The 18,541-nt window shown below is 68.7% G+C and carries 15 protein-coding genes, 1 tRNA gene, 2 pseudogenes and 1 riboswitch; of the genes and pseudogenes, 11 read left to right on the top strand and 7 right to left on the bottom strand.

The window, feature by feature from the left end; translation table 11 throughout:
- Positions 1-41 precede the first annotated feature (41 nt).
- The 3 genes from ACQPYK_RS37320 to metE all read right to left on the bottom strand — a co-directional run bounded on the left by ACQPYK_RS37320 (position 42) and on the right by metE (position 4,591).
- The gene (locus tag ACQPYK_RS37320; RefSeq protein ID WP_433242044.1) at positions 42-641 is read right to left on the bottom strand and encodes a hypothetical protein; all 600 of its coding nucleotides are present in this window, start codon (positions 639-641) and stop codon (positions 42-44) included.
- 37 nt (positions 642-678) lie between these two features.
- The gene (locus ACQPYK_RS37315; protein ID WP_433242041.1) at positions 679-2,064 is read right to left on the bottom strand and encodes a selenium-binding protein SBP56-related protein; all 1,386 of its coding nucleotides are present in this window, start codon (positions 2,062-2,064) and stop codon (positions 679-681) included.
- 310 nt (positions 2,065-2,374) lie between these two features.
- Positions 2,375-4,591, bottom strand: coding sequence for a 5-methyltetrahydropteroyltriglutamate--homocysteine S-methyltransferase (metE, locus tag ACQPYK_RS37310; protein WP_433242038.1), 2,217 nt, complete (start codon positions 4,589-4,591; stop codon positions 2,375-2,377).
- Positions 4,592-4,686: 95 nt separating this feature from the next.
- A riboswitch (cobalamin riboswitch) is annotated at positions 4,687-4,900 on the bottom strand.
- A gap of 597 nt (positions 4,901-5,497) precedes the next feature.
- Between metE and ACQPYK_RS37305 the strand changes: the two genes are divergently transcribed.
- Positions 5,498-6,598, top strand: coding sequence for a hypothetical protein (locus ACQPYK_RS37305; protein ID WP_433242035.1), 1,101 nt, complete (start codon positions 5,498-5,500; stop codon positions 6,596-6,598).
- A 139-nt stretch (positions 6,599-6,737) separates the two neighbouring features.
- Here the strand turns inward: ACQPYK_RS37305 and ACQPYK_RS37300 are convergent, their stop codons facing one another.
- Both ACQPYK_RS37300 and ACQPYK_RS37295 read right to left on the bottom strand, forming a co-directional pair.
- A complete protein-coding gene (locus ACQPYK_RS37300) occupies positions 6,738-7,295 on the bottom strand; it encodes a hypothetical protein (RefSeq protein WP_433242032.1) in 558 nt (185 codons plus the stop codon).
- 52 nt (positions 7,296-7,347) lie between these two features.
- On the bottom strand, positions 7,348-7,992 hold the full coding sequence (locus ACQPYK_RS37295) for a hypothetical protein (protein WP_433242029.1): 645 nt from the start codon (positions 7,990-7,992) through the stop codon (positions 7,348-7,350).
- On the opposite strand from ACQPYK_RS37295, the gene ACQPYK_RS37290 reads away from it, so the two are divergent.
- The 3 genes from ACQPYK_RS37290 to ACQPYK_RS37280 all read left to right on the top strand — a co-directional run bounded on the left by ACQPYK_RS37290 (position 7,961) and on the right by ACQPYK_RS37280 (position 10,484).
- Entirely contained in the window at positions 7,961-9,364 is a 1,404-nt protein-coding gene (locus ACQPYK_RS37290; protein ID WP_433242026.1) for a hypothetical protein, read from the top strand. The two genes, ACQPYK_RS37295 and ACQPYK_RS37290, sit on opposite strands and share 32 nt — an antisense overlap.
- A gap of 39 nt (positions 9,365-9,403) precedes the next feature.
- Positions 9,404-9,859 (top strand): hypothetical protein, encoded by a 456-nt coding sequence (locus tag ACQPYK_RS37285; RefSeq protein ID WP_433242023.1) that lies wholly within the window; start codon positions 9,404-9,406, stop codon positions 9,857-9,859.
- A 178-nt stretch (positions 9,860-10,037) separates the two neighbouring features.
- A complete protein-coding gene (locus ACQPYK_RS37280; RefSeq protein WP_433242020.1) occupies positions 10,038-10,484 on the top strand; it encodes a MarR family winged helix-turn-helix transcriptional regulator in 447 nt (148 codons plus the stop codon).
- A gap of 68 nt (positions 10,485-10,552) precedes the next feature.
- On the opposite strand, the gene ACQPYK_RS37275 is transcribed toward ACQPYK_RS37280, so the two are convergent.
- On the bottom strand, positions 10,553-12,322 hold the full coding sequence (locus ACQPYK_RS37275; RefSeq protein ID WP_433242017.1) for an asparagine synthase-related protein: 1,770 nt from the start codon (positions 12,320-12,322) through the stop codon (positions 10,553-10,555).
- 225 nt (positions 12,323-12,547) lie between these two features.
- On the opposite strand from ACQPYK_RS37275, the gene ACQPYK_RS37270 reads away from it, so the two are divergent.
- Positions 12,548-14,023, top strand: a complete 1,476-nt coding sequence (locus ACQPYK_RS37270) for a YfbK domain-containing protein (RefSeq protein WP_433242014.1) — start codon at positions 12,548-12,550, stop codon at positions 14,021-14,023.
- A 187-nt stretch (positions 14,024-14,210) separates the two neighbouring features.
- A tRNA-Ala gene (locus ACQPYK_RS37265) sits at positions 14,211-14,283 on the top strand.
- Between the two features lie 206 nt (positions 14,284-14,489).
- On the opposite strand, the pseudogene ACQPYK_RS37260 reads toward ACQPYK_RS37265, so the two are convergent.
- Positions 14,490-14,582, bottom strand: a pseudogene (locus ACQPYK_RS37260) (IS5/IS1182 family transposase); the annotation flags it as partial.
- A gap of 60 nt (positions 14,583-14,642) precedes the next feature.
- Between ACQPYK_RS37260 and ACQPYK_RS37255 the strand changes: the two are divergent.
- The 5 genes and pseudogenes from ACQPYK_RS37255 to ACQPYK_RS37235 all read left to right on the top strand — a co-directional run.
- Positions 14,643-15,389: pseudogene (locus ACQPYK_RS37255) on the top strand (MMPL family transporter); the annotation flags it as partial.
- A gap of 48 nt (positions 15,390-15,437) precedes the next feature.
- A complete protein-coding gene (locus ACQPYK_RS37250) occupies positions 15,438-16,598 on the top strand; it encodes an MMPL family transporter (RefSeq protein WP_433259034.1) in 1,161 nt (386 codons plus the stop codon).
- A 270-nt stretch (positions 16,599-16,868) separates the two neighbouring features.
- A complete protein-coding gene (locus ACQPYK_RS37245; RefSeq protein WP_433242011.1) occupies positions 16,869-17,393 on the top strand; it encodes a sensor histidine kinase in 525 nt (174 codons plus the stop codon).
- A 33-nt stretch (positions 17,394-17,426) separates the two neighbouring features.
- Positions 17,427-17,792, top strand: coding sequence for a sensor histidine kinase (locus ACQPYK_RS37240; RefSeq protein WP_433259032.1), 366 nt, complete (start codon positions 17,427-17,429; stop codon positions 17,790-17,792).
- A 4-nt stretch (positions 17,793-17,796) separates the two neighbouring features.
- Entirely contained in the window at positions 17,797-18,468 is a 672-nt protein-coding gene (locus tag ACQPYK_RS37235) for a response regulator (RefSeq protein WP_433242008.1), read from the top strand.
- Positions 18,469-18,541: the final 73 nt, after the last annotated feature.

The raw sequence follows: 18,541 nt of genomic DNA, 5'->3' as shown, positions 1-18,541 counted from the left end.
GGGCACCGAGTCTGCCTCAACAGCAAACCCGGCAGTTTCCATTAGGTGAGAACGGCGGAGACACCCGCGCCGATCAGGGCGACGGCCCACACGAAGTCGAGGTTGAACCACGCCTTACGGAGGACCGCGACGCCCAGCCGCTCATAAACGATCGTGGCCAGGGCGGTGGTCGCCGCGAGCATGGACAGCGTGTGGACAGCGGTCGCCAGCAGGCTCTGCGAGGCCAGCGCGGCGGCGCCGTGCCCGGCGCGCAGGGTGATCGGAAGCACCATCAGGCCCGCGCCGTGGGCGGTGGCCATCAGGAACGACCACCCGGCCAGCTGCCACCGGGTCACCTTCATCCCGACCCAACGGGGATGGCGGTGCCGTACCAGCCGCCAGACTCCGAATCCGCACACCAGGGCCGCCACGCCGTACGAGACGAGCTTGGGCGGGGCGGCCAGGCGTGCGACGGACACCAGCGCGAGCGTGATCAGCACCGAGCCCGCGTGTCCGAGCACGATGGGCGGCAGTGCGCGCAGCACCGCCGCGCGAGAGCGTTCCTGCAGGCCGAGGGCGACCGCGAAGAGCCAGCCCATGGCCGGGTTCAGGCCGTGGAAGGCGCCGAGCCCGATCAGGATCAGCACGGACGTCAGGTCCATCGGGCACACCCCGTCGCGATCGTGGGTGCAGAGGCGATCAAGGGAAGCAGTAGGAATCGGAGGAGGAGTCGCCGCCCTGCAGGCGGATCTGATGGGCGCGGCGGCCGTCGGCGGCGAAGTCGACGAAGAAGTCCGGGTCGAGGGAGATCGAGCCGTCGTCGGCGACGTCCACCTTAGCCAGCCAGCTGGAGATCCCGTCGGGGTAGAAGACGTCGTCCCAGGAGCGGTAGAGCGAGTTGGTGAAGTAAACCCGCCGTCCGTCCCTGCTGGCCTCGACCATCTGTGGCCCGCCGTTCAGCGCCCGCCCGGGAGCGGCCGGGTGGGGGTCGCGCCGGACGATCCCGCCGATCCGCACCGAGCCGGTCTCCCGGGGGCTGAGCGGATCGGAGACGTCGTAGGCCTTCAGCTCGCCCGTGCCCCAGCAGGAGACCAGCAGAATGCGGTCGTCGAGGGTCAGGGAGATGTCGGTGACCAGCGGCGGCACCGCGCCGAACTGCTTGAGCGGCTCCGGCAGCAGGTCGGCCGGCGCCGGCTCGGCCGGGATGCTGATGATTTTCCGGGCCTTCCAGAGCCCGTTCTCCAGATACCAGGTGAAGATGTTCGCCGACAGGTCCTCGACGCTGATCACGGTGTTGACGAAACCGTGGGTCTTGGTCGGGTCGTGGGCTGGACGCAGCTCCAGGGCCATCTGGTGCTGGTCGCCCAGGTCGATCTCCTGCAGGTGCCTGTGCTTGGTCAGGTCCCAGACGTGCAGCTTGTGGCCGTACTGCCGGCCGACCAGCAACTCCAGCGAGGGACCCGGCTCGATCTGGTTGGGGGTGCCCCACTCGCTGGTGATCATCGTGTCGTGGCCGAGGTGCCACCAGAAGTCGTAGTGCAGCTCCTGCGGTCCCCGGTCCACCTCCCATCGGCCCTTGGGCTCGAAGGTGTCGTGGTCGAGCGTGAACACCCCGCCCGGCGCGTCGCCGTCCACGTTGCCGAGCGCGCTGACATAGATCGCGTCGGTGCCGCAGTGGACGGTGTGCGGACGGCTGTAGCCGGTCTTCTCGAAGATCGTTTCTGGCTCGATCGTCTTGACGAGCTTGGGACGCCGGGGATCGTCCTTGACGTCGAAGATGTAGATCCTGCTGGACCGCAGGCCCGGCAGGACCAGGTAGCGCCGTTCGACGTGCGGGTGCGGAGCGTACGGGCACAGGGCGGCACTGCATACGTTCCATCCGAAATGATGGAGCTCGTCCCCTGGGACGGGCATGTCGTGCACGCTGACGATCGACCCGTCGGCCAGGTCGATCGTGGCGAGCCCGTCGGGGCGCCCCTCCCCGGCCGTGTCGAGCAGGGCGACATAGGCGACCTCCTCCCGTGGGGCCCGCATGGCCTCCCGGGCGGACGGGTAGAAGGTGGGATCGGGCTGGATGAGTGCCATGGCGGACTCCTAGGCCGAGATCAATATCCTACTAATGTTGTAGGAAAACTCTCCGCTGTCTAGGGGTCATTTTAGGTAATCGCCGCGAACGGGCGGCCGATCGACCCCCCCCGCCGACCCCCGCCGGCCTGTCGCCGGGGCGAGGTCACGGCCGGGGCCGGTCGTGGTCGTGGCGGTGGCCGGGGCCGCGCACGCGGGGAGGCCGGTCCCCGCGTGCGCGGCCTGCGGTCTGTATGGCTTGGGGCCTGTGCGGCTTGGCCTGTGCGGCTTGTGGCCTGTGCGGCCTGTGCGGTCTCCCGCGAGGGCCGCTCTACAGCGCGCGGACCCTGCGGGCCGCGGCGACCATGTTCCGCAGGCTCGCCTCGGTCTCGGCATAGCCGCGCGTCTTCAGCCCGCAGTCTGGATTGACCCACAACCGCTCCGGTTCGACCGCCCTGAGCGCCAGCCTGAGCGCCCGTTCGACCTCCTCGGTCTCCAGCACGCGCGGGGAGTGGATGTCGTACACGCCGGGCCCGATCCCACGCGTGTATCCGGCGGCGTGCAAGTCGTCCAGCAGCTCCATCCGGGATCTGGCCGCCTCGACGCTCGTCACGTCCGCGTCCAGGTCACCGATGGCGCCGATGATCTCACCGAACTCCGAATAGCACATGTGAGTGTGGATCTGCGTGGAGTCGGACACGCCCGAGGTGGCGAACCGGAACGCGGCGACCGCCCAGGCCAGGTAGGCGTCGCGTTGAGCCGCGCGCAGCGGCAGCAGCTCCCGCAGCGCGGGCTCGTCCACCTGGATGATCCGGATACCCGCCGCCTCCAGGTCGCGGATCTCGTCCCGCAACGCCAGCGCCACCTGCCGGGCCGTTTCGGCCGGCGACTGGTCCTCCCGGACGAACGACCAGGCCAGCATGGTCACCGGCCCGGTCAGCATGCCCTTGACCGGCCTGACGGTACGCGACTGGGCGTAGACGGCCCAGCGCACCGTCATCGGCTCCGGCCGGGCCACATCTCCGAACAAGATCGGCGGCCGCACGCACCGGGTGCCGTAGGACTGGACCCAGCCGTGCTCGGTGGCCGCGTAGCCGTCGAGCTGCTCGGCGAAATACTGGACCATGTCGTTGCGCTCGGGCTCGCCGTGGACCAGCACGTCCAGCCCGATGTCCTCCTGTAGCGCGATCACCGAGTCGATCTCGGCCCGCATCGCCGCCTCGTATCCCGCCCGGTCGATCCGGCCGTCGCGAAGGTCGGAGCGGGCCTGCCGTACCGCGTCCGTCTGCGGGAACGAGCCGATCGTGGTAGTCGGCAGCGGCGGCAGCCCCAGCGCCGTCCGCTGCATCACCGCTCGCTCGACGTGCCCGGCCCGCGCAGTGCCCTGGCCCAGCGCCTCCAGCCGGGCCCGCGTGCGCGCGTCCACCGGAGCCTTCGCCGGTACGGCGGGCCCGACCGCGTCCGGTCCCCGCCGCATCGCGCGACCGATCGCCACGACCTCCGCCACCTTCTGCCGGGCGAACGCCAGCCCCTCGGGCATCGCCGTCTCCCGGTCCAGATCGAGGGGGACGTGCATGAGCGAGCAGGAGGTGGAGACCACCACCTCCCCGGCCAGCCCGAGCAGCGCCGCGCAGGTGGACAGCGCGCCGGACAGTTCGGTGCGCCAGACGTTGCGGCCGTTCACCACCCCCGCCACCACGGTCTTGCCGGCCAGCCCGGGAGACAAGGCCGCCGCCGTCAGGTTGCCGGGCCCGGCGACGAAGTCGAGCCCCACGGACTCGACGCGGGTGGCGGCCAGCACGGGCAGCGCGTCGCCGATCTCGCCGAAGTAGGTGGCGACCAGCAGTCGCGGGCGGTGGCTGAGCCCGCCCAGATGATCGTAGGCGCGGGCGAGCGCCTTCAGCTCCTGCGCCGACCGGTCGGCCGCCAGCGCCGGCTCGTCGAGCTGGACCTCGACGACGCCGGCGGTGGCCAGCCGTTCCAGCAGCTCGGCGTAGACGTCGAGCAGGTCGTCCAAGAGCCGTAGCGGCGCGAAGGCGGCGGCGTCGGACTTGGCCAGCAGCAGGTAGGTCAGCGGGCCGACCAGCACCGGCCTGGTCTCGAGCCCCAGCTGCCTGGCCTGGCCGTACTCCGCCAGGGGCTTATCCCATGCGAGCCGGAACCTCGTCCCCGGGCCCACCTCGGGAACCAGGTAGTGGTAGTTGGTGTCGAACCATTTGGTCATCTCCAGGGGGGCGATTCCCCGGGTGCCGCGCGCCATGGCGAAGTAGCGCTCCAGGCCGTCCAGTTCGGCGAAGCGGGCGGGGATGGCGCCGACCATGATGCTGGTGTCGAGCATCTGGTCGTAGAAGGAGAAGGTGTTGGAGGGGATGTCGGTCAGGCCGGCGTCGCGTAGTTCGGTCCAGGTGCGTTCGCGTAGCTTCTGGCCGATGTGTTCCAGGTCGGCGGCGTCGATGCGGCCGGCCCAGTAGGCTTCCACGGCTTTCTTCAGCTGTCGGTCGGGGCCGATTCTGGGGTAGCCGAGGACGGTGGTGCGTTGGTCTGTCATGGGTCCTTTTCCCTCGTGGAACCCGGCTTGGCGGGCATGGCGAGGGAAGGTTCCCCCGGCCTTCCCGCGAGGCCATGGACACAGACCGCGCGCCGATCGGCGCACGGGCGGTGGCAGGTATTCGGACTCGTGGGCGTCGTGCCGGTTTCCTACTGGCCGTCGCTTCCCAGGCGATCGCTCACCCAGTGCTCGTGTGACGGCGGTCGTTCCCACTCACCGCTGCGGGGCAGTCCCGGAATCACACCGGGTTCCCTGTTGCCTCACCGCTCCGCCGAAGGGAGCGGCGAACCAGCCGCACCGGCAGCATAACCCGACTCCAGGCGAAAGCTCCGGCCGGTGGCACCACATCGCGGAGTCGATGTCGGTTAGAGGGGAGGCGGGGCCTGATCAGCCAACGAAAAATGGTACATAACCGGAAAATTCGATATTTCTGATCTCGTGGCTCGATTGAGGGGTCAACGCCGCCTTCGAGCTTCGAGCGTCCCCCCAGCCCGCTACGTGCACCGTTGATCCCATCCAACGGGCACAGGCGGAGTTGACGCCAACGGAGGAACCCGAACGATGAGGCAGCCGGGGAGAGGGGGAATCACGTCCGGCGATTCCGTGTCAGGGTCCTGCCGGCTTTCTGCTTTCTCACCGGCTGCTCTCGTGGAGAGCCTCGTAGTTCTCTTCGGGAACGCGTATGATCGCTCACCCGTTATTCCCTCATGACTGGGCTGACTTGGGTTTTCCCTCAACGTCGAGCGGAGAGATGTGGAGAATTTGACGGCGGCTGCCGGGGCGAATGGTGTCCCTTCTCGTGATTCGGGCGGAGCTGGATCAGATGCTGATGCGGAGCGCCACGCTGTCCGGCCTGGGTCTGGGCCTGGTCGACGTGTCGGAGTCGTTCTCCTCATCGTCGGTGTGTTGGGTGCGGGCTTCCTCTATCTGAATCGTCACGACAGGCCTCGTGTGGAACCGGAATGGAAGCCGGGGGCATTCGATCCGCCAGTGCAGTATGCATTCATCTCGAAGGATTCGGATTGCCATAACCGGCCCAAGGCAGAAGAGGAGGGTGCCGCGCCGAAAGTCATCACCTGTAGCGACTGGCGGCTACGTGTGAACTACAAAAGAGGCGAAGGGAGGCAGGACATGAATATCGCCTACGGCGAAGGTTGCGGTGGGTTCAGGGCGGGGGTCGGCGTCGGCGATGACGACTGTTCGAGTGACATCCCCCTCTTCGATGCGGCAAGCCAAGCTCAAGTGGAAGGCTCTAGCTATGTAGGTGTGCCACTCCGTATCACCTCTGACGGCCATCACGTTGCGTACTTCAGCAAGCAGCGTATGCAGTTCGTCGGCTGGGATCTGCCCGCCGCACAACTCAAAGCCATTTCGCCACGACTGGACGCGAAGACGCTCGACGACGTCTACAACCTGGCGATATCGCCTGATGGCCGGTTCTTCGCAGTCGCATTCTCCGGTGCTCAACCCCGCCTCCTGCTCACCGAGTTCGCCACGGGACGGACTTCTACCTTCCCGGGTTTCTGCCATGTGATCGGCCTGAGTGAAGCCGCCACCGTCATCGCAGCCAAACAATCATGTCCGGAACTCGGAGAAGATGATTCCGGAAATAACGCCGTTACCATACTTAACCGCCGAGGCCTGGTCATCAGTGAAGGGAGGGGAGATGATTTTGCGGACGACCTTTCACCGGACGGGCGCCTGCTGGTAGCGGTGATTGCCGACTCCGGCGAGGACGGCAAGGAACATCTTGTCACCTACAACGCCAAGACCGGTAAGACGGTAAACAAGTTTGATCTACGGCTTCTGTCCGAGCCGAACGATGCGATCGGATACGGCTGGCTCGATGCCGATGAATACATCGTCAAGGCCGACCCTCCCGAGTCCGGCGGATCCTTCGGCTATTACAAGGTCAACGTCCGGACCGGGAAGTCTCAACGAATCAGGGATCTTGGACTAAACCCCGGCGCCGTGGTCTCCCTGGGTAAAGTGCATATTGGCAGATGAGGGCCCGATTCTCCACGAACTTCCATCACCAGACCTGGCATATCCTCTCCGATCCGCACGGCGCGCTCAAAAGACCGGCGCGCTCAGAAGAAAGGTCCCCGCCCCCCCGTGACCTGGCCCCGGGCGGGATCACACATGCCTAACTCGCCGCGGGTCCCCAGGTCGGGGAGAGGTACGGCAGGCGGGCGGAGCGGTAGAGCGTGACGATCAGGGCCGCGATGGCCACCAGCCAGGCGACGAGCGTGACAAGGCTCAGGTCGGCGTAGCCGTACTCGACCAGCATGCCGAGCACTCCCAGGCTGACCACGGCCCAGCGCAGCACGTCGAGGAGAGCGGCTCTGGAGGTTTCTCCACAGGGACGGATCCGTCTGATGACGGCGTCGACGGTCACCCAGACGACGATCAAGGCACCGGCTGCGTTGACGATGCCGACCACGTGCTTGATGGGGGAAACCACCGGGGCATAGCTCGAGTGCACGCCGGACGACGCGATCATGGCGACAATCGAGGTGAAGACCATGACGATGGCAAGGGACCTGGCTCGGGCGAAGGTGTCGTCGGCGGATCGCTGCAGCCGAGCCAGCCCGGACGCGCACAGTCCCCATCCGACGGGGTCGAGCAGCAGGTCGAAGCCATTGAGACGGAGGGCGCCGAAGGCGAAGACGAAACCGGTGGCGATCTTCGTGACGGGCGGCATGCGCCACAACCTTCCAGACTTGGAATTGTCCGCGGACGAGTGCCTGTCAGGGTCAAGTCGGGCTCACCGCGTCATTGCAGATCTTGCCGGCGAGACCTCGCTGCCAGGCGACCGGGAGACTTCCCGCGGGTCCTGTCAGCCGCCATGAGCCCCACGTCACCTCCGCTGACCCTGAGCCCATCAAGGTTCTATAGGTGAAGTGGATCGGCTGGGGCTCGTGTGGCACCGCCGCGCAGTCGGTGATGAGAACGCGCCTATTCAGGATTTCCGTGCCACCACTCTCCACGGTGACCACGGAACGTTCCTCTTTCGCCTCGTCGGCAGACAGCAGGTGGAGGCCCGGCATTTCCGCCGAGATATCGGTGAGGGTGAAGGGGATCGATCCCTCGTTTTCAATCTCGATACGCATGTTGGTGGACAGGACGCCGTTATCATCCACCTCGGCATGGAGGAGGAAACCATCGGCAGTCCAGCGGATGTGCGGGGTTATCGCTCCTAGCCACCAGAGGAATGTCGAAATCATCGCAAGCGATAATAAAACGGACGTCACAACCTGTAATCGCCCATGCTGGGCGCGCCATGTGGCGACGCCGAATTGCTGCCATATCTCATCTGAATTCACAGTATAGAACCATATATGGTAGCAATTTGTGACGATACCTTCGATGACCTCCTGGGCAGTCGCCGTGATCACCATGCTGGTGGCAGTCGTGCCGGTCACACGGGAACGACTCACCAGGTTCGCCGTACTGACAGGCCTTTCCGTCACGGCGGCCAACGCCCGCCAGGTCATCGACCACTTCGCCGGCCTGCGGCGGTGGCGGCTGATCGCCCTCACTCTCGCCGCCCCCTTGGCATGCCTCACGGATGACCCGTTCTATCTGGTTCTGGGCTGGTGCGCCGTTTCCGTCTTCCGCAATGTACGGCTGCCGGCCCGGGTGCTCCATGCTCATGACGACGCGAGAATCTATCGGGGGGCATGGCTGCTCGGTTTGGGCGGCGCCGCGGTGGCAGGCGGCCATCTGCTGACCGACCAGGGGGCCACGCCGGCACGTCTGGCCCATTCCGCCATCGTGGTTATCGTGGCGGCGGCCGTACCGCTTGCCGCTCGGGAACTGAGTGCCAGGCCGACACCCGAAGCATTGGACGACATGACCCGGGCCGAGCTGGCCATCGGCCTATGGTCGACACGGACCCTCTATTTGGCGGGCACCGTGATCGTGCTGTCGGGCGCGCTGCTCACCCCCGGGCGACCGCCAAAACATGATCTGCCCGAATACTCGATGCCCAAGTCGTTTCCAAGGCAAACGGCTGTGTTCACGACGGTGAAGGAGTACAAGAAGCCTACCTGCCCGTGGGTCGACCAGATAGACGACCCTTGCCGATCGTGGCTGGTGAACGGGCGGCCATTCCCGCAGGCCGCGCCGTACATCATCGGGAAAGGCGGAGCACCCCGGCCGGCGCCGTTCGTGCGCAGCCCCGACAAGAGGGCCGTCGTCTACCTGGACAGACACGATCGCCGCATGGTGTATCAGGACGCTCGAGGCGTCCACCACCTCACCGGCAGCCTGGCCGACACCGCGGTGCCCACGCCCACGTTCGCCGGCCAGAGCAGGTATGTCGCCCTGGCCAAGGACGGCGCGCAGATCACCGACACCACGACTTGGAGCACGGTGTCGGTCCCCGGTGCTCAACAGGTCCATGACCTCAACGGGAGCGGGATCGTGGTCACGACGGCATCTCAGGTGCTCGTGCTCGACCGCCGGGGCAAGGCGCGGATGAGCCTTCCCATCAAGGAGATCAAGAATGTCCCCGAGGACACGTACCACCTCCGGCCGGACGGAAGCCGCTTCGTGGTCATCCGAGGCCGCGAGATGCGTGTCGAGAGCTTCGACCCGGGGACTGGCAAGCGTGTGTCCAGCGTCACTCCCAGGTTCCCCGGCGACGACTTCCTCGACATCGGCCTCGGCTGGTCGAAGCAGGGCCCCTTCCTGGTCCGCGGCTACGAGAGTGAACGTGTCTACTACCTCGACCTGGCGACGGGCAGGCTCTGGAGACGTGAGAGGTGACGACCACCCGGTCACCGTGTCCGTGCCATCCTGGCGGGTATGCGAGACGGGGACCTGACCGGCCTGTGGGACAGCGGACCCTACGACTACGGGACGATGGAGAGCAGTCAGCTGGGGCTGCTGCCGGACGGCCGCGGCTGGAGTGTGTGGGCCAACGCCGCCGGCGGGGTCGACGTGGGCCGGTTTCGCTGGCGTTGCCCGGAGCCCGGAGTGCTGGAATTGCGCTACCTGTGGTGGGCCTGCGGTGACTGGCGAGAGTCCGGGGGGCCCTTCACCCTCGGCTCCATCGACAGCCAAGGGCCGAGCGACGAGGTGGTGCGCACCGGCTTCACCGTCGGCCGGGACGACACGGTCATGACCGACGAGCCGTTCACCGCCCTGCGCCTGGAGGAGGACGTGCAGTCCTGTTCCACCTACGGTCTCGTCCAGCACGAGATCTCGATCGAGGACGACCCCGCTCACGACGTCGCCCCGTGGGGGCCCTGCGGCCCGTAGAACCGAAGACCCGAGCCGGCAGAGGCGGCCGGCAGGGGCACGGCGGCCGGCGGGGAGGGGCCGGCGGGGGAGGGGGCCGGTACGGCGGTCCGTATCGCCTCCGCCTACAATCCGTTCCGACAGGACTCTCGGATGAAGAGCATCTCGCTGACAGAGAGTTGTGGGTGGCGTGACGGACATGGAGCGGCGACCGGCGGTGGAAGCGGCCGCCCGGTCGCTGCGGCGAGTGATCGTGAACACGATGCTGTCCAACGCCCGGGTGGCCGACGCCATCGGGCTGAGCCCCAGCGACGGGCAGTTCCTCCATCTGCTGGAGTTGAACGGTCCCCTGACCCCGGGCAGCCTGTCCCGGCTGACGGGCTTCAGCACCGGCGCGGTGACCGGGGTCGTCGATCGGCTGGTGAGGAAGGGCTTCGTCCGCCGGGAGCGCGATGCGGCCGACCGCCGCAAGGTTCTCGTCATCCTCGACGCGGACAAGGCCGTGACGGAGCTGGCACCCCTCTACGCCGACCACGGCCGGCCCTTCGCCGCGGTCCTCGCCGGCTACGACCCCGCCGAACTGGCGCTCATCAGCGGCTTCCTCGCCCAGGTCGCCCAGGCGGAGCCGGCGGCCGCCGACGCGTGAGCGGCACCGCGCCACGAGCGGTCGCGCCGCCGTGGGGCGCCGTGGGCAGGGGTCAGGACGGGTCGGGGTCAGGACGGGACGGGGACGCGGATCGGATCGAGTCCCTCGGGCGCTTTGCCCGGGTAGGCGCCGGCGAGCATCGTGGCCACGGTGTAGAGATGCCAGGCCTGGGTGGGCTTCTTGAGCACCGGTTCGGCGAACAGCCTGCGGACCTCGTCGGGATCGACGATCGGAGCCAGCAGGTCGAGGTGATCGAGCACGTGCTCGCGCAGCACGGCCGTCAGCGCCTCGCCGGGACCGGTCCGCCAGTTCCAGCCGGCGCCCGTCTTCGGCGCCGTCAGGGTCTGCGGCCTGCGCTGCCACGGGTAGTAGCGCCTGCCCACGGTGAACCGCCACGGCTTGCCCTCGATCGGGATGTCGCGCAGCGACGGGGCGAACATGCCGATGAGGTCGTGGATGACCTCCTCCGACAGCCGCCAGGTCTGGTCCAGGCCCAGCGCCGCGCGCACCACCCGGTTGTCGAGGAACGGCCAGATCGGGTCGCCGCGGCGCAGCGACCCCGCCCGGGAGGCGGCCTGCCAACGGCCGATCCGGTAGGAGACGTACATGTGGTCGAGCGCCTCCAACCCCGTCCGCTCCAGCCAGGGCCGGGCCAGCTCGCGGGCGTGCTCGTTGGCCGCCTCGCCGAACAGCGCCGGATCCCGCAGGAACGTGGCCTCCACCCGGCGGCTCAGCGCCTTGTCACCCAGGTCGGTCTGGAGCAGCAGGAAGGTCCCCGCCCGCAGGACCTCCCCGCTCTGCCCGGACATGGTGGGCCTGGCGTTGTAGGGCAGATAGCCGACGATCGACTCGTAGGCCGACGTCATGCCCTCGCAGGTCCGCAGTGTTTCGTAGGTCCGCACGAGCGGATGCTCGACCAGGATCGCGTCCTTCTTCTCGGCGCGCACCGGGGGGATGACCGTGTGCTCGATGCGCAGCGCCCGAGAGATCTGCCCGGCGATGACCACGTCGGGGTGGTCGTCCAGGCCGTTGGTGGTCGCGCGGAGCGGGATCCTGGCCGCGTGCAGCAACGCGGCGACCAGCCGGCTGTCCCGGCCGCCGGTCAGCGCCAGATTCACCGGCTCGCCCGCCGCGCGGAGCGGCTCCACGGTCGCCAGCAGCGCGTCGGCCAGCTCTTCGACGAACGCCTTCTTCTGCCGGCGCGAGGCGGGCGCGGGCGCCGCGGCGGGAAGCGGGGTCTCGGTGATCGTACGGCTGCCGCCCGCGATGGTGATGGACGAGGACGGTGGCAGCGCGCTCACCCCGCGATAGGGCGTCTCGTCGGACAGGAAATATCCCTGGCGGATCATCGACTGCAAGGCGAGCACGTCCCACTCGACCATCTCGCCCCGGGCGGCGAGGTGGACCAGCAGGGCCCTGCTGCCGACCACGTGCACGTCGGGGGTCTCGGCGTGGTAGACCGGGCAGACCCGGTGGATCGCGGTGGCGGCCGACAGCTCGCGGCCGGTCGCGCGGAACACCGAAAAGCAGCCGCCGACCGCCTCGGTGCCCAACCCCGGCATGCCCGCCAGCCGATCGACCTCGCCGGGCACGGCGAGATGGCCGTTCACCCCGGTCACCCGATCGTGCCCGGCGACCAGCAGGGGCGGCTGCCGGGAGTCGTCCGGCTCGTTGGTCCAGGCGAACAGAGAGATACCGGGGCGGTGCCACTCCCGTGCCCTGATGGCCTCGGGAGGAACCGGGAACGCGGCGTCGATCGCGCCTCTGACGGTGTGCAGCATCGCGTTCGGGATTCCGTCTTCCGGGCGTTTGGCCGCCAGTCCGAGATACACACGCATGTCCAGGGATCTTATGTCGCGCTTTTTCAAGCCAGCTGTGCGTTCGCCGTAAAACGTGGCCGTCATCGACGAATCTCCAGACGGGGGACCGAAGGCGACGGGCACGATCCGGTCGGGAGATCCGCATCACGCGTTGAGCACGTTTTGTAGTCGCTTGGGTGAAGTGCCCGGCGGGTCGAGAGGACAAGCCGTCGTAGGGGGTGACACGCATCCTACGGAGGCGCCATGAATCCACGCACGCTCGCCGTTGCCCTCGCCGTGATCATCCTGATGTTCGCCGCCGGCTGTGGCGGCTCGGGAACCAGCGACCAGTCCGCCAGCAAGCCGGGCAACGGTTCCGGGCAGGCGATGCCCTCCCCGGCGCCGGACCGGGACGCCGGCGCCACCGAAGAGCGGGACACCACCGCCGACCAGATCTCCACCTTCGCCCTCGACGTCGACACCGCCTCCTACGGCTACGCCAGGCGGACCCTGCAGGAGGGGCGGCTGCCCGAGCAGGACCGGGTCCGGCCGGAGGAGTTCGTCAACTCCTTCCGGCAGGACTACGCCGAGCCGCGGGACGACGGGTTCACCGTCCACATGGACGGCGCCCGCATGCCGGAGAACGGCACCGCGCTGATCCGGGTCGGCCTGCAGACCCGCGGGGCGGCCGCGGAGGCGCGGCGTCCGGCGAACCTGACCTTCGTGGTGGACGTGTCGGGCTCGATGGGCGAGCCCGGCCGGCTCGACCTGGTCCGGGAGGCTCTTCACAAGCTCGTCGACCAGCTCGGGCCGGGGGACCAGGTCTCGATCGTGGCCTTCAGCGACGAGGCCCGGCTGGTCCTCTCCATGACCCCGGCGGCCGACAGGGAGCAGCTGCACGCGGCCGTCGATCGGCTCGCCGTACAGGAATCGACGAACCTGGAGGCCGGTCTGACCAGCGGCTACGCCGAAGCCGCTCGCGCCTTCCGGCCGGCGGCCACCAACCGGGTCATCCTGCTCTCCGACGGCCTGGCCAACACCGGCGACACGACCTGGCGGGGCATCCTCGACCGGGTGGAGGAGTTCGCGGGGCGGCAGGTCACCCTGCTGTGCGTCGGGGTCGGCCGTGACTACGGCGACGAGCTGATGGAGCAGCTGGCCGACAACGGCGACGGCGCGGCGGTCTACGTCAGCTCGGCCGACGACGCCCGCAGGGTGTTCGTCGAGCAGCTCACCGCCAATCTCGATCTCCGGGCCCGCGACGCCAAGGCGCAGGTCGTGTTCAACCCCTCGGCCGTGAAGTCCTACCACCTGATCGGCTACGAGAACCGGCAGATCGCCACCGAGGACTTCCGCGACGACTCCAAGGACGGCGGCGAGATCGGCCCCGGCCACTCGGTGACGGCCCTGTACGAGGTACGGCTGCGCAGCGGGGCCTCCGGCCAGCTGGCCACCGCCACCGTGCGCTGGCAGGACCCCGACACCCGGGCTCCGGGCGAGATCAGCCACTCTCTGGAGTCGGCCGACCTGTCGGCCTCGCCATGGCGCGGCCCCTCGCCCAGGTTCCAGATCGACGTGGTGGCGGCGGCCTTCGCCGAATATCTCCGCACCCGTGAGCAGATCGCCGGGGCGGGGATCAGGGAACTCGCCGGACACGCCACCCGCCTGGCCGCCTCCGTCGAGGACGCCACGGTGACCGAACTCGCCGGCCTCATCGACCGGGCCGCGTCGCTGGGCTAGGACCGGGCCGCGTCGCCGGGCCATGGCCGGGTCACGTCGTCGGGTCACGGCCGGGTCATGTCATCCCCGCGCGGTGGGCGTGCCTCCCCGCGCGGGGATCGCCTCAAATGGTTTCTGAGTGCTCTCCGATGTCCTATACACTGGCGTGGTGCCGCTGGGGCGAGAGCCCGGTGGCGCGAACACCTGAGGGGCTATGGCGCAGCTGGTAGCGCGCCTCCATGGCATGGAGGAGGTCTGGGGTTCGAATCCCCATAGCTCCACGCAAGGGCCGTTCCTGAGATGGCCTGAAGGAAGTCGACGAGATCCCGTCCGATCGACCTGATCGGGCGGGATCTCGTCGTTTTCCTGGCCGGAGGCGCTTGTGCCGTTCGGCGGCCGGCTGCCCGAGCATCGCAACGACGCCCGGTATCTCCGCCGGTCTTCACCGGACCGACAGGCCAGGAGGCCCCTCGTCAGGCTCGGCCGGTGCCGGTTCGACGGGGCTCTTGCCGGCGCGCTTGCCACCGGACGGCGCCCCGGTGATGCAGCCGTCGGCGGACAAGCGGTCGAGTTCGACGCCGGTGGCTTTGCCGGCGCCGTCCACCGACCGGACACGACCGCGGCCGGTTCGGCGGCACAGGACCTCGCCGAGCGGATGCGGAAGCTGCCCGAGGTGGACAGCGTGGCGGCCCCCGTCCGCTCGAAGGACGGCAAGGTCCTCAGGGTCTCGGTCCTGAAGGGCCCCGAGCTGAAGGGCAGGAAGAACGTCGTCCCGCTCCTCGAGCAGACGGCGAAGGTGCAGGCCGGCCACCCGGACCTGGTCGTGGAGGAGACCGGCTCGCCCTCCATCAGCAAGGGCGTCAACGATCAGCGAGGGAAGGACCTCGCGCTCTCCGAGCGCATCACCCTGCCGGTCACGCTCGTCACCCTGCTGATCGTCTTCGGCTCGGTGGTCATGGCCGGTGTACCGCTGCTGCTGGCTCTCTCCTCGATCGCCGCCGCCCTGGGGCTGTCCATGATCGCCTCGCATGTGCTCCCCGACCCCGGAGTCGGGACCAACATGATCCTGCTCATCGGCCTGGCGGTGGGCGTCGACTACACGCTCTTCTACCTCAAGCGCGAACGCGAGGAACGGGCCCGCGCCGGAGGACGGCTCAGCTCCGAGGCCCTGGTGGAGTTGGCGGCGGCGACCGCGGGCCGGGCCATCCTGGTCTCCGGCCTGGCCGTGATCGTCTCCACCGCCACCCTGTACCTGGCGACCGACGTCATCTTCTCCTCGCTGGCAACGGGCACGATCCTCGTCGTGGCGGTTGCCATGGCCAGCTCCCTGACCGTCCTTCCCGCCCTCCTTGTGAAGATCGGAAATCAGGCCGAGCGCCGAGCGGCACGCCAGACCGCCCGGCGGGCGAAGCGGGCGGAGACCGAGACGGGCCGGATGTTCGGCGCCCTGCTGCGGCCCGCGCAGAAACACCCCGTCCTCACCCTGTGCGTATCGGTGCTGGTCATGCTCGGCCTGGCGGCGCCCGCGCTCGGCATGAAGGTCGTCGACCCGGGCAGGGACACCTTCTCCCGCGACATCCCGGCGATGCAGGTCTACGACCGGCTCAACCACGCCTTCCCGGAGCTCCTGGCCAAGCACGAGGTCGTCACCCGCTCCACCCCGGACAAGGCCGCGCAGGTGAAGCAGGCCCTGACCGACCTCGGCCGGCGGGCCCAGGCCGATCCGCTGTTCGCCGCGAACGCCGAGCCGGTGGTGCGCACGTCGGCAGACGGCCGGATCAGCGTGCTGGAGCTGGCCGTTCCGTTCCCCGCCCCGTCCGCCGAGGCGATCGCCTCCCTCGACCGCGTCCGTCAGGTCTTTGTGCCCGCCACGGTCGGCCGACTGTCCGATGTGGAGAGCAGGGTGAGCGGTGACGTTGCCCGGGGCCGCGACTACGTGGCGCACGAGAAGGACATCCTGCCGCTGGTCATCGGGTTTCTGCTGCTGGCGACCTTCCTGATGACCGTGTGGGCGTTCCGCTCGGTGGTCATCGGACTGATCGGCGTCCTCCTCAACCTGCTGTCCGCCGGCGCCGCACTCGGCCTGCTGGTGGTGTTCTTCCAGGGGACGTGGGCGGAGGGCCTGCTCGCCTTTGACTCGCTCGGCGCGATCGCCTCCCGGGTGCCGCTGTTCCTCTTCGTGATCCTCTTCGGCCTGTCGATGGACTACCAGGTGTTCGTGGTCAGCCGGAGCCAGGAGGCCATGCGAGGCGGGGTGCCGGCCCGCGAGGCGGTCCTGGAGGGCATCAGCCGGTCGGCCAAGGTGGTGACCAGCGCGGCGATCGTGATGGTGACGGTGTTCGGGGCCTTCGTCGCCCTGCACCTCGCCGAGATGAAGCAGATGGGCTTCTGCCTGGCGGCGGCCGTACTGCTGGACGCCGTGGTCATCAGGCTCATGGTCCTGCCGTCGGTCCTGCTGCTGCTCGGCGACCGGGCCTGGTGGCCGCTGCGCCCGGCGCACCGGACCGGGCAGGCGGGGCAGGAGGGATACGCTGGGCAGGCGGGGCTGAAAGAGAACACCATCCCCACGGCCGGCGCCCTGGAGAACGTACGTTGACGATCACGACTCAACATCCGCAGCCCAACGACCGGGTTACGGATACGGTCGCTCCGCCGGTTGTACGCGGTCGCCTGGGTTCTCCTGGGCGTCTGTCCCCCGATGCTCTCCGTGCTGGGCGACGCCGGCGCCACGAAATACTGGTCGGCGGGACTGCTGGCCGCGCTCACCCTCTGCTAGGCGGCCGTCGCGGTCCTCCCCGGCAACCCGCTGCTACGGCCGCACGCCTTCCTGGGCGTACTCGTCCTCGGCCTGGGCGCGCTCGCCCTCGTGCGCGGCGACGGCGCGGCGCTGTTCATCGTCTCGCTGCCGCACTTCTGGCTCTTCGCCCGGAACCCGCGCCATGCGATCGCCTTCAGCGCCGCCGCCGCGGCGGCCACCGTGGCCGGCAGCATCCGCCATCAGGGCTGGCATGCCGAAGAGTTCTTCACCGGCAACGTCACCTTCACCCTCATCGGCTGGGTGGCAGGCGTCCTGATAGGCCTGGGGATGGTTCGGGTCGTCGAGCAGAGCGACGAGCGCGCCCGCCGCCTGAGCTCTGAGCTGGAGAGCACCCAACTGCGTCTGGCCGAAGCGCACCGGCTCCAGGGTGCCACCGAGGAGCGCGAGCGGCTCGCGCGGGAGATCCACGACACCCTCGCCCAGGGCTTCGCCTCCATCATCGTGCTGGCGGAGGCGGCCCGTTCCAGTCTCGGCACCGATCCCGGCCGGAGCGCCCAGCATCTGGTCTCGATCGAGAACACCGCCCGCGAAAACTTCGCCGAGGCACGCGTACTCGTCGGCTCAGCTCCGTAGAGCGGTCTCGCCCCCGGCTCGGTCGCCAAGACCCTGCGCCGGACCCTGGACCGCTTCACCGAGGACACCGGACTCACCGTCACGGCGGACCTGCCGGACATCGAGTGCGACCAGCCGACCCGGATCGCGCTCCTGCGCTGCACCCAGGAATCCCTGGCCAACATCCGCAAACACGCGGCCGCCTCCCAGGTGGAGATCGTCCTCGCGCCGTCCCCATACGGCGTCGAACTGGAGATCACCGACGACGGAAAGGGATTCGTGGTGGAGGACTCCCGCGGCTTCGGGCTCAACGGCATGCGCAAGCGCCTCGCCGAACTCGGCGGTGAGCTCACCGTCACCAGCTCGGTCGGCGACGGTACCCGCGTACTCGCCGTGATCCCCACGAACAGTCAGGTGTGACGACATGAAAGCCATGACCGCTGTGAATCCTGGGACCGCGGCAGAGGACAGGCTCCGCATCATCGTGGTCGACGACCACACGGTGATGCGCGCCGGAGTCGTCGCCCTGCTGGCCTCGGAACCCACCATCGACATCGTCGGAGAGGGCGACGACGGCCGCGCGGCCGTCGAGCTCGTCGAACGTCTGAAGCCCGACGTGGCGCTGATGGATCTGCGGATGCCGGTCCTCGACGGAGCGAGCGCCACCGCTCAGATCGTCACCGCCCGCTCGGCGACCCGAGTGCTGATCCTGACCACGTACGACACTGACGAGGAGATCGAGCGCGCGGTCGAGGCCGGAGCCATCGGCTATCTGCTCAAGGACACCACGCGCGAGCAACTCGTCGACGCCATCCACTCCGCAGCCCGGGGCGAGACGGTCCTGGCCCCGCGGGTCGCCGAGCGCCTGGTCGCCCGCATGCGGCGCCCCGCCCCAGTGGCGCTGACCACCCGCGAGGTGGAGGTGCTGAACGCAGTAGCCGACGGCCTGTCCAACGTGGAGATCGGCCGGCGCCTGGTCATCGCGGAGGCCACGGTGAAGACCCACCTGCTGCGGGTCTTCGCCAAGCTCGACGTCAGCGACCGCACACACGCCGTCGTCACCGCCCTTGAACGCGGGCTGCTGGACCGGCGCTAGGCGTAGCTGGACGGCCCGACCGGCAACGCCGCACCACGACGGCTTCCCGCTCGGGTCGCCGTCAGCTATGTGG

Source organism: Streptosporangium sp. CA-135522 (assembly GCF_050949235.1).
Lineage (GTDB): Bacteria > Actinomycetota > Actinomycetes > Streptosporangiales > Streptosporangiaceae > Streptosporangium.
Note: the sequence above shows the minus strand (reverse complement) of the source record. Positions and strands in the feature narration are given on the sequence as shown.

What these genes read in the sequence shown, in the direction of transcription:
- ACQPYK_RS37275 (WP_433242017.1), bottom strand. Translation starts at nt 12,322, where the DNA reads ATGCGTGTGTATCTCGGACTGGCGGCCAAACGCCCGGAAGACGGAATC.
- ACQPYK_RS37285 (WP_433242023.1), top strand. Translation starts at nt 9,404, where the DNA reads ATGCGAGACGGGGACCTGACCGGCCTGTGGGACAGCGGACCCTACGAC.
- ACQPYK_RS37315 (WP_433242041.1), bottom strand. Translation starts at nt 2,064, where the DNA reads ATGGCACTCATCCAGCCCGATCCCACCTTCTACCCGTCCGCCCGGGAG.
- ACQPYK_RS37270 (WP_433242014.1), top strand. Translation starts at nt 12,548, where the DNA reads ATGAATCCACGCACGCTCGCCGTTGCCCTCGCCGTGATCATCCTGATG.
- ACQPYK_RS37250 (WP_433259034.1), top strand. Translation starts at nt 15,438, where the DNA reads ATGTTCGGCGCCCTGCTGCGGCCCGCGCAGAAACACCCCGTCCTCACC.
- ACQPYK_RS37280 (WP_433242020.1), top strand. Translation starts at nt 10,038, where the DNA reads ATGGAGCGGCGACCGGCGGTGGAAGCGGCCGCCCGGTCGCTGCGGCGA.
- metE (WP_433242038.1), bottom strand. Translation starts at nt 4,591, where the DNA reads ATGACAGACCAACGCACCACCGTCCTCGGCTACCCCAGAATCGGCCCC.
- ACQPYK_RS37300 (WP_433242032.1), bottom strand. Translation starts at nt 7,295, where the DNA reads ATGCCGCCCGTCACGAAGATCGCCACCGGTTTCGTCTTCGCCTTCGGC.
- ACQPYK_RS37290 (WP_433242026.1), top strand. Translation starts at nt 7,961, where the DNA reads ATGACCTCCTGGGCAGTCGCCGTGATCACCATGCTGGTGGCAGTCGTG.
- ACQPYK_RS37295 (WP_433242029.1), bottom strand. Translation starts at nt 7,992, where the DNA reads ATGGTGATCACGGCGACTGCCCAGGAGGTCATCGAAGGTATCGTCACA.
- ACQPYK_RS37320 (WP_433242044.1), bottom strand. Translation starts at nt 641, where the DNA reads ATGGACCTGACGTCCGTGCTGATCCTGATCGGGCTCGGCGCCTTCCAC.
- ACQPYK_RS37235 (WP_433242008.1), top strand. Translation starts at nt 17,797, where the DNA reads ATGAAAGCCATGACCGCTGTGAATCCTGGGACCGCGGCAGAGGACAGG.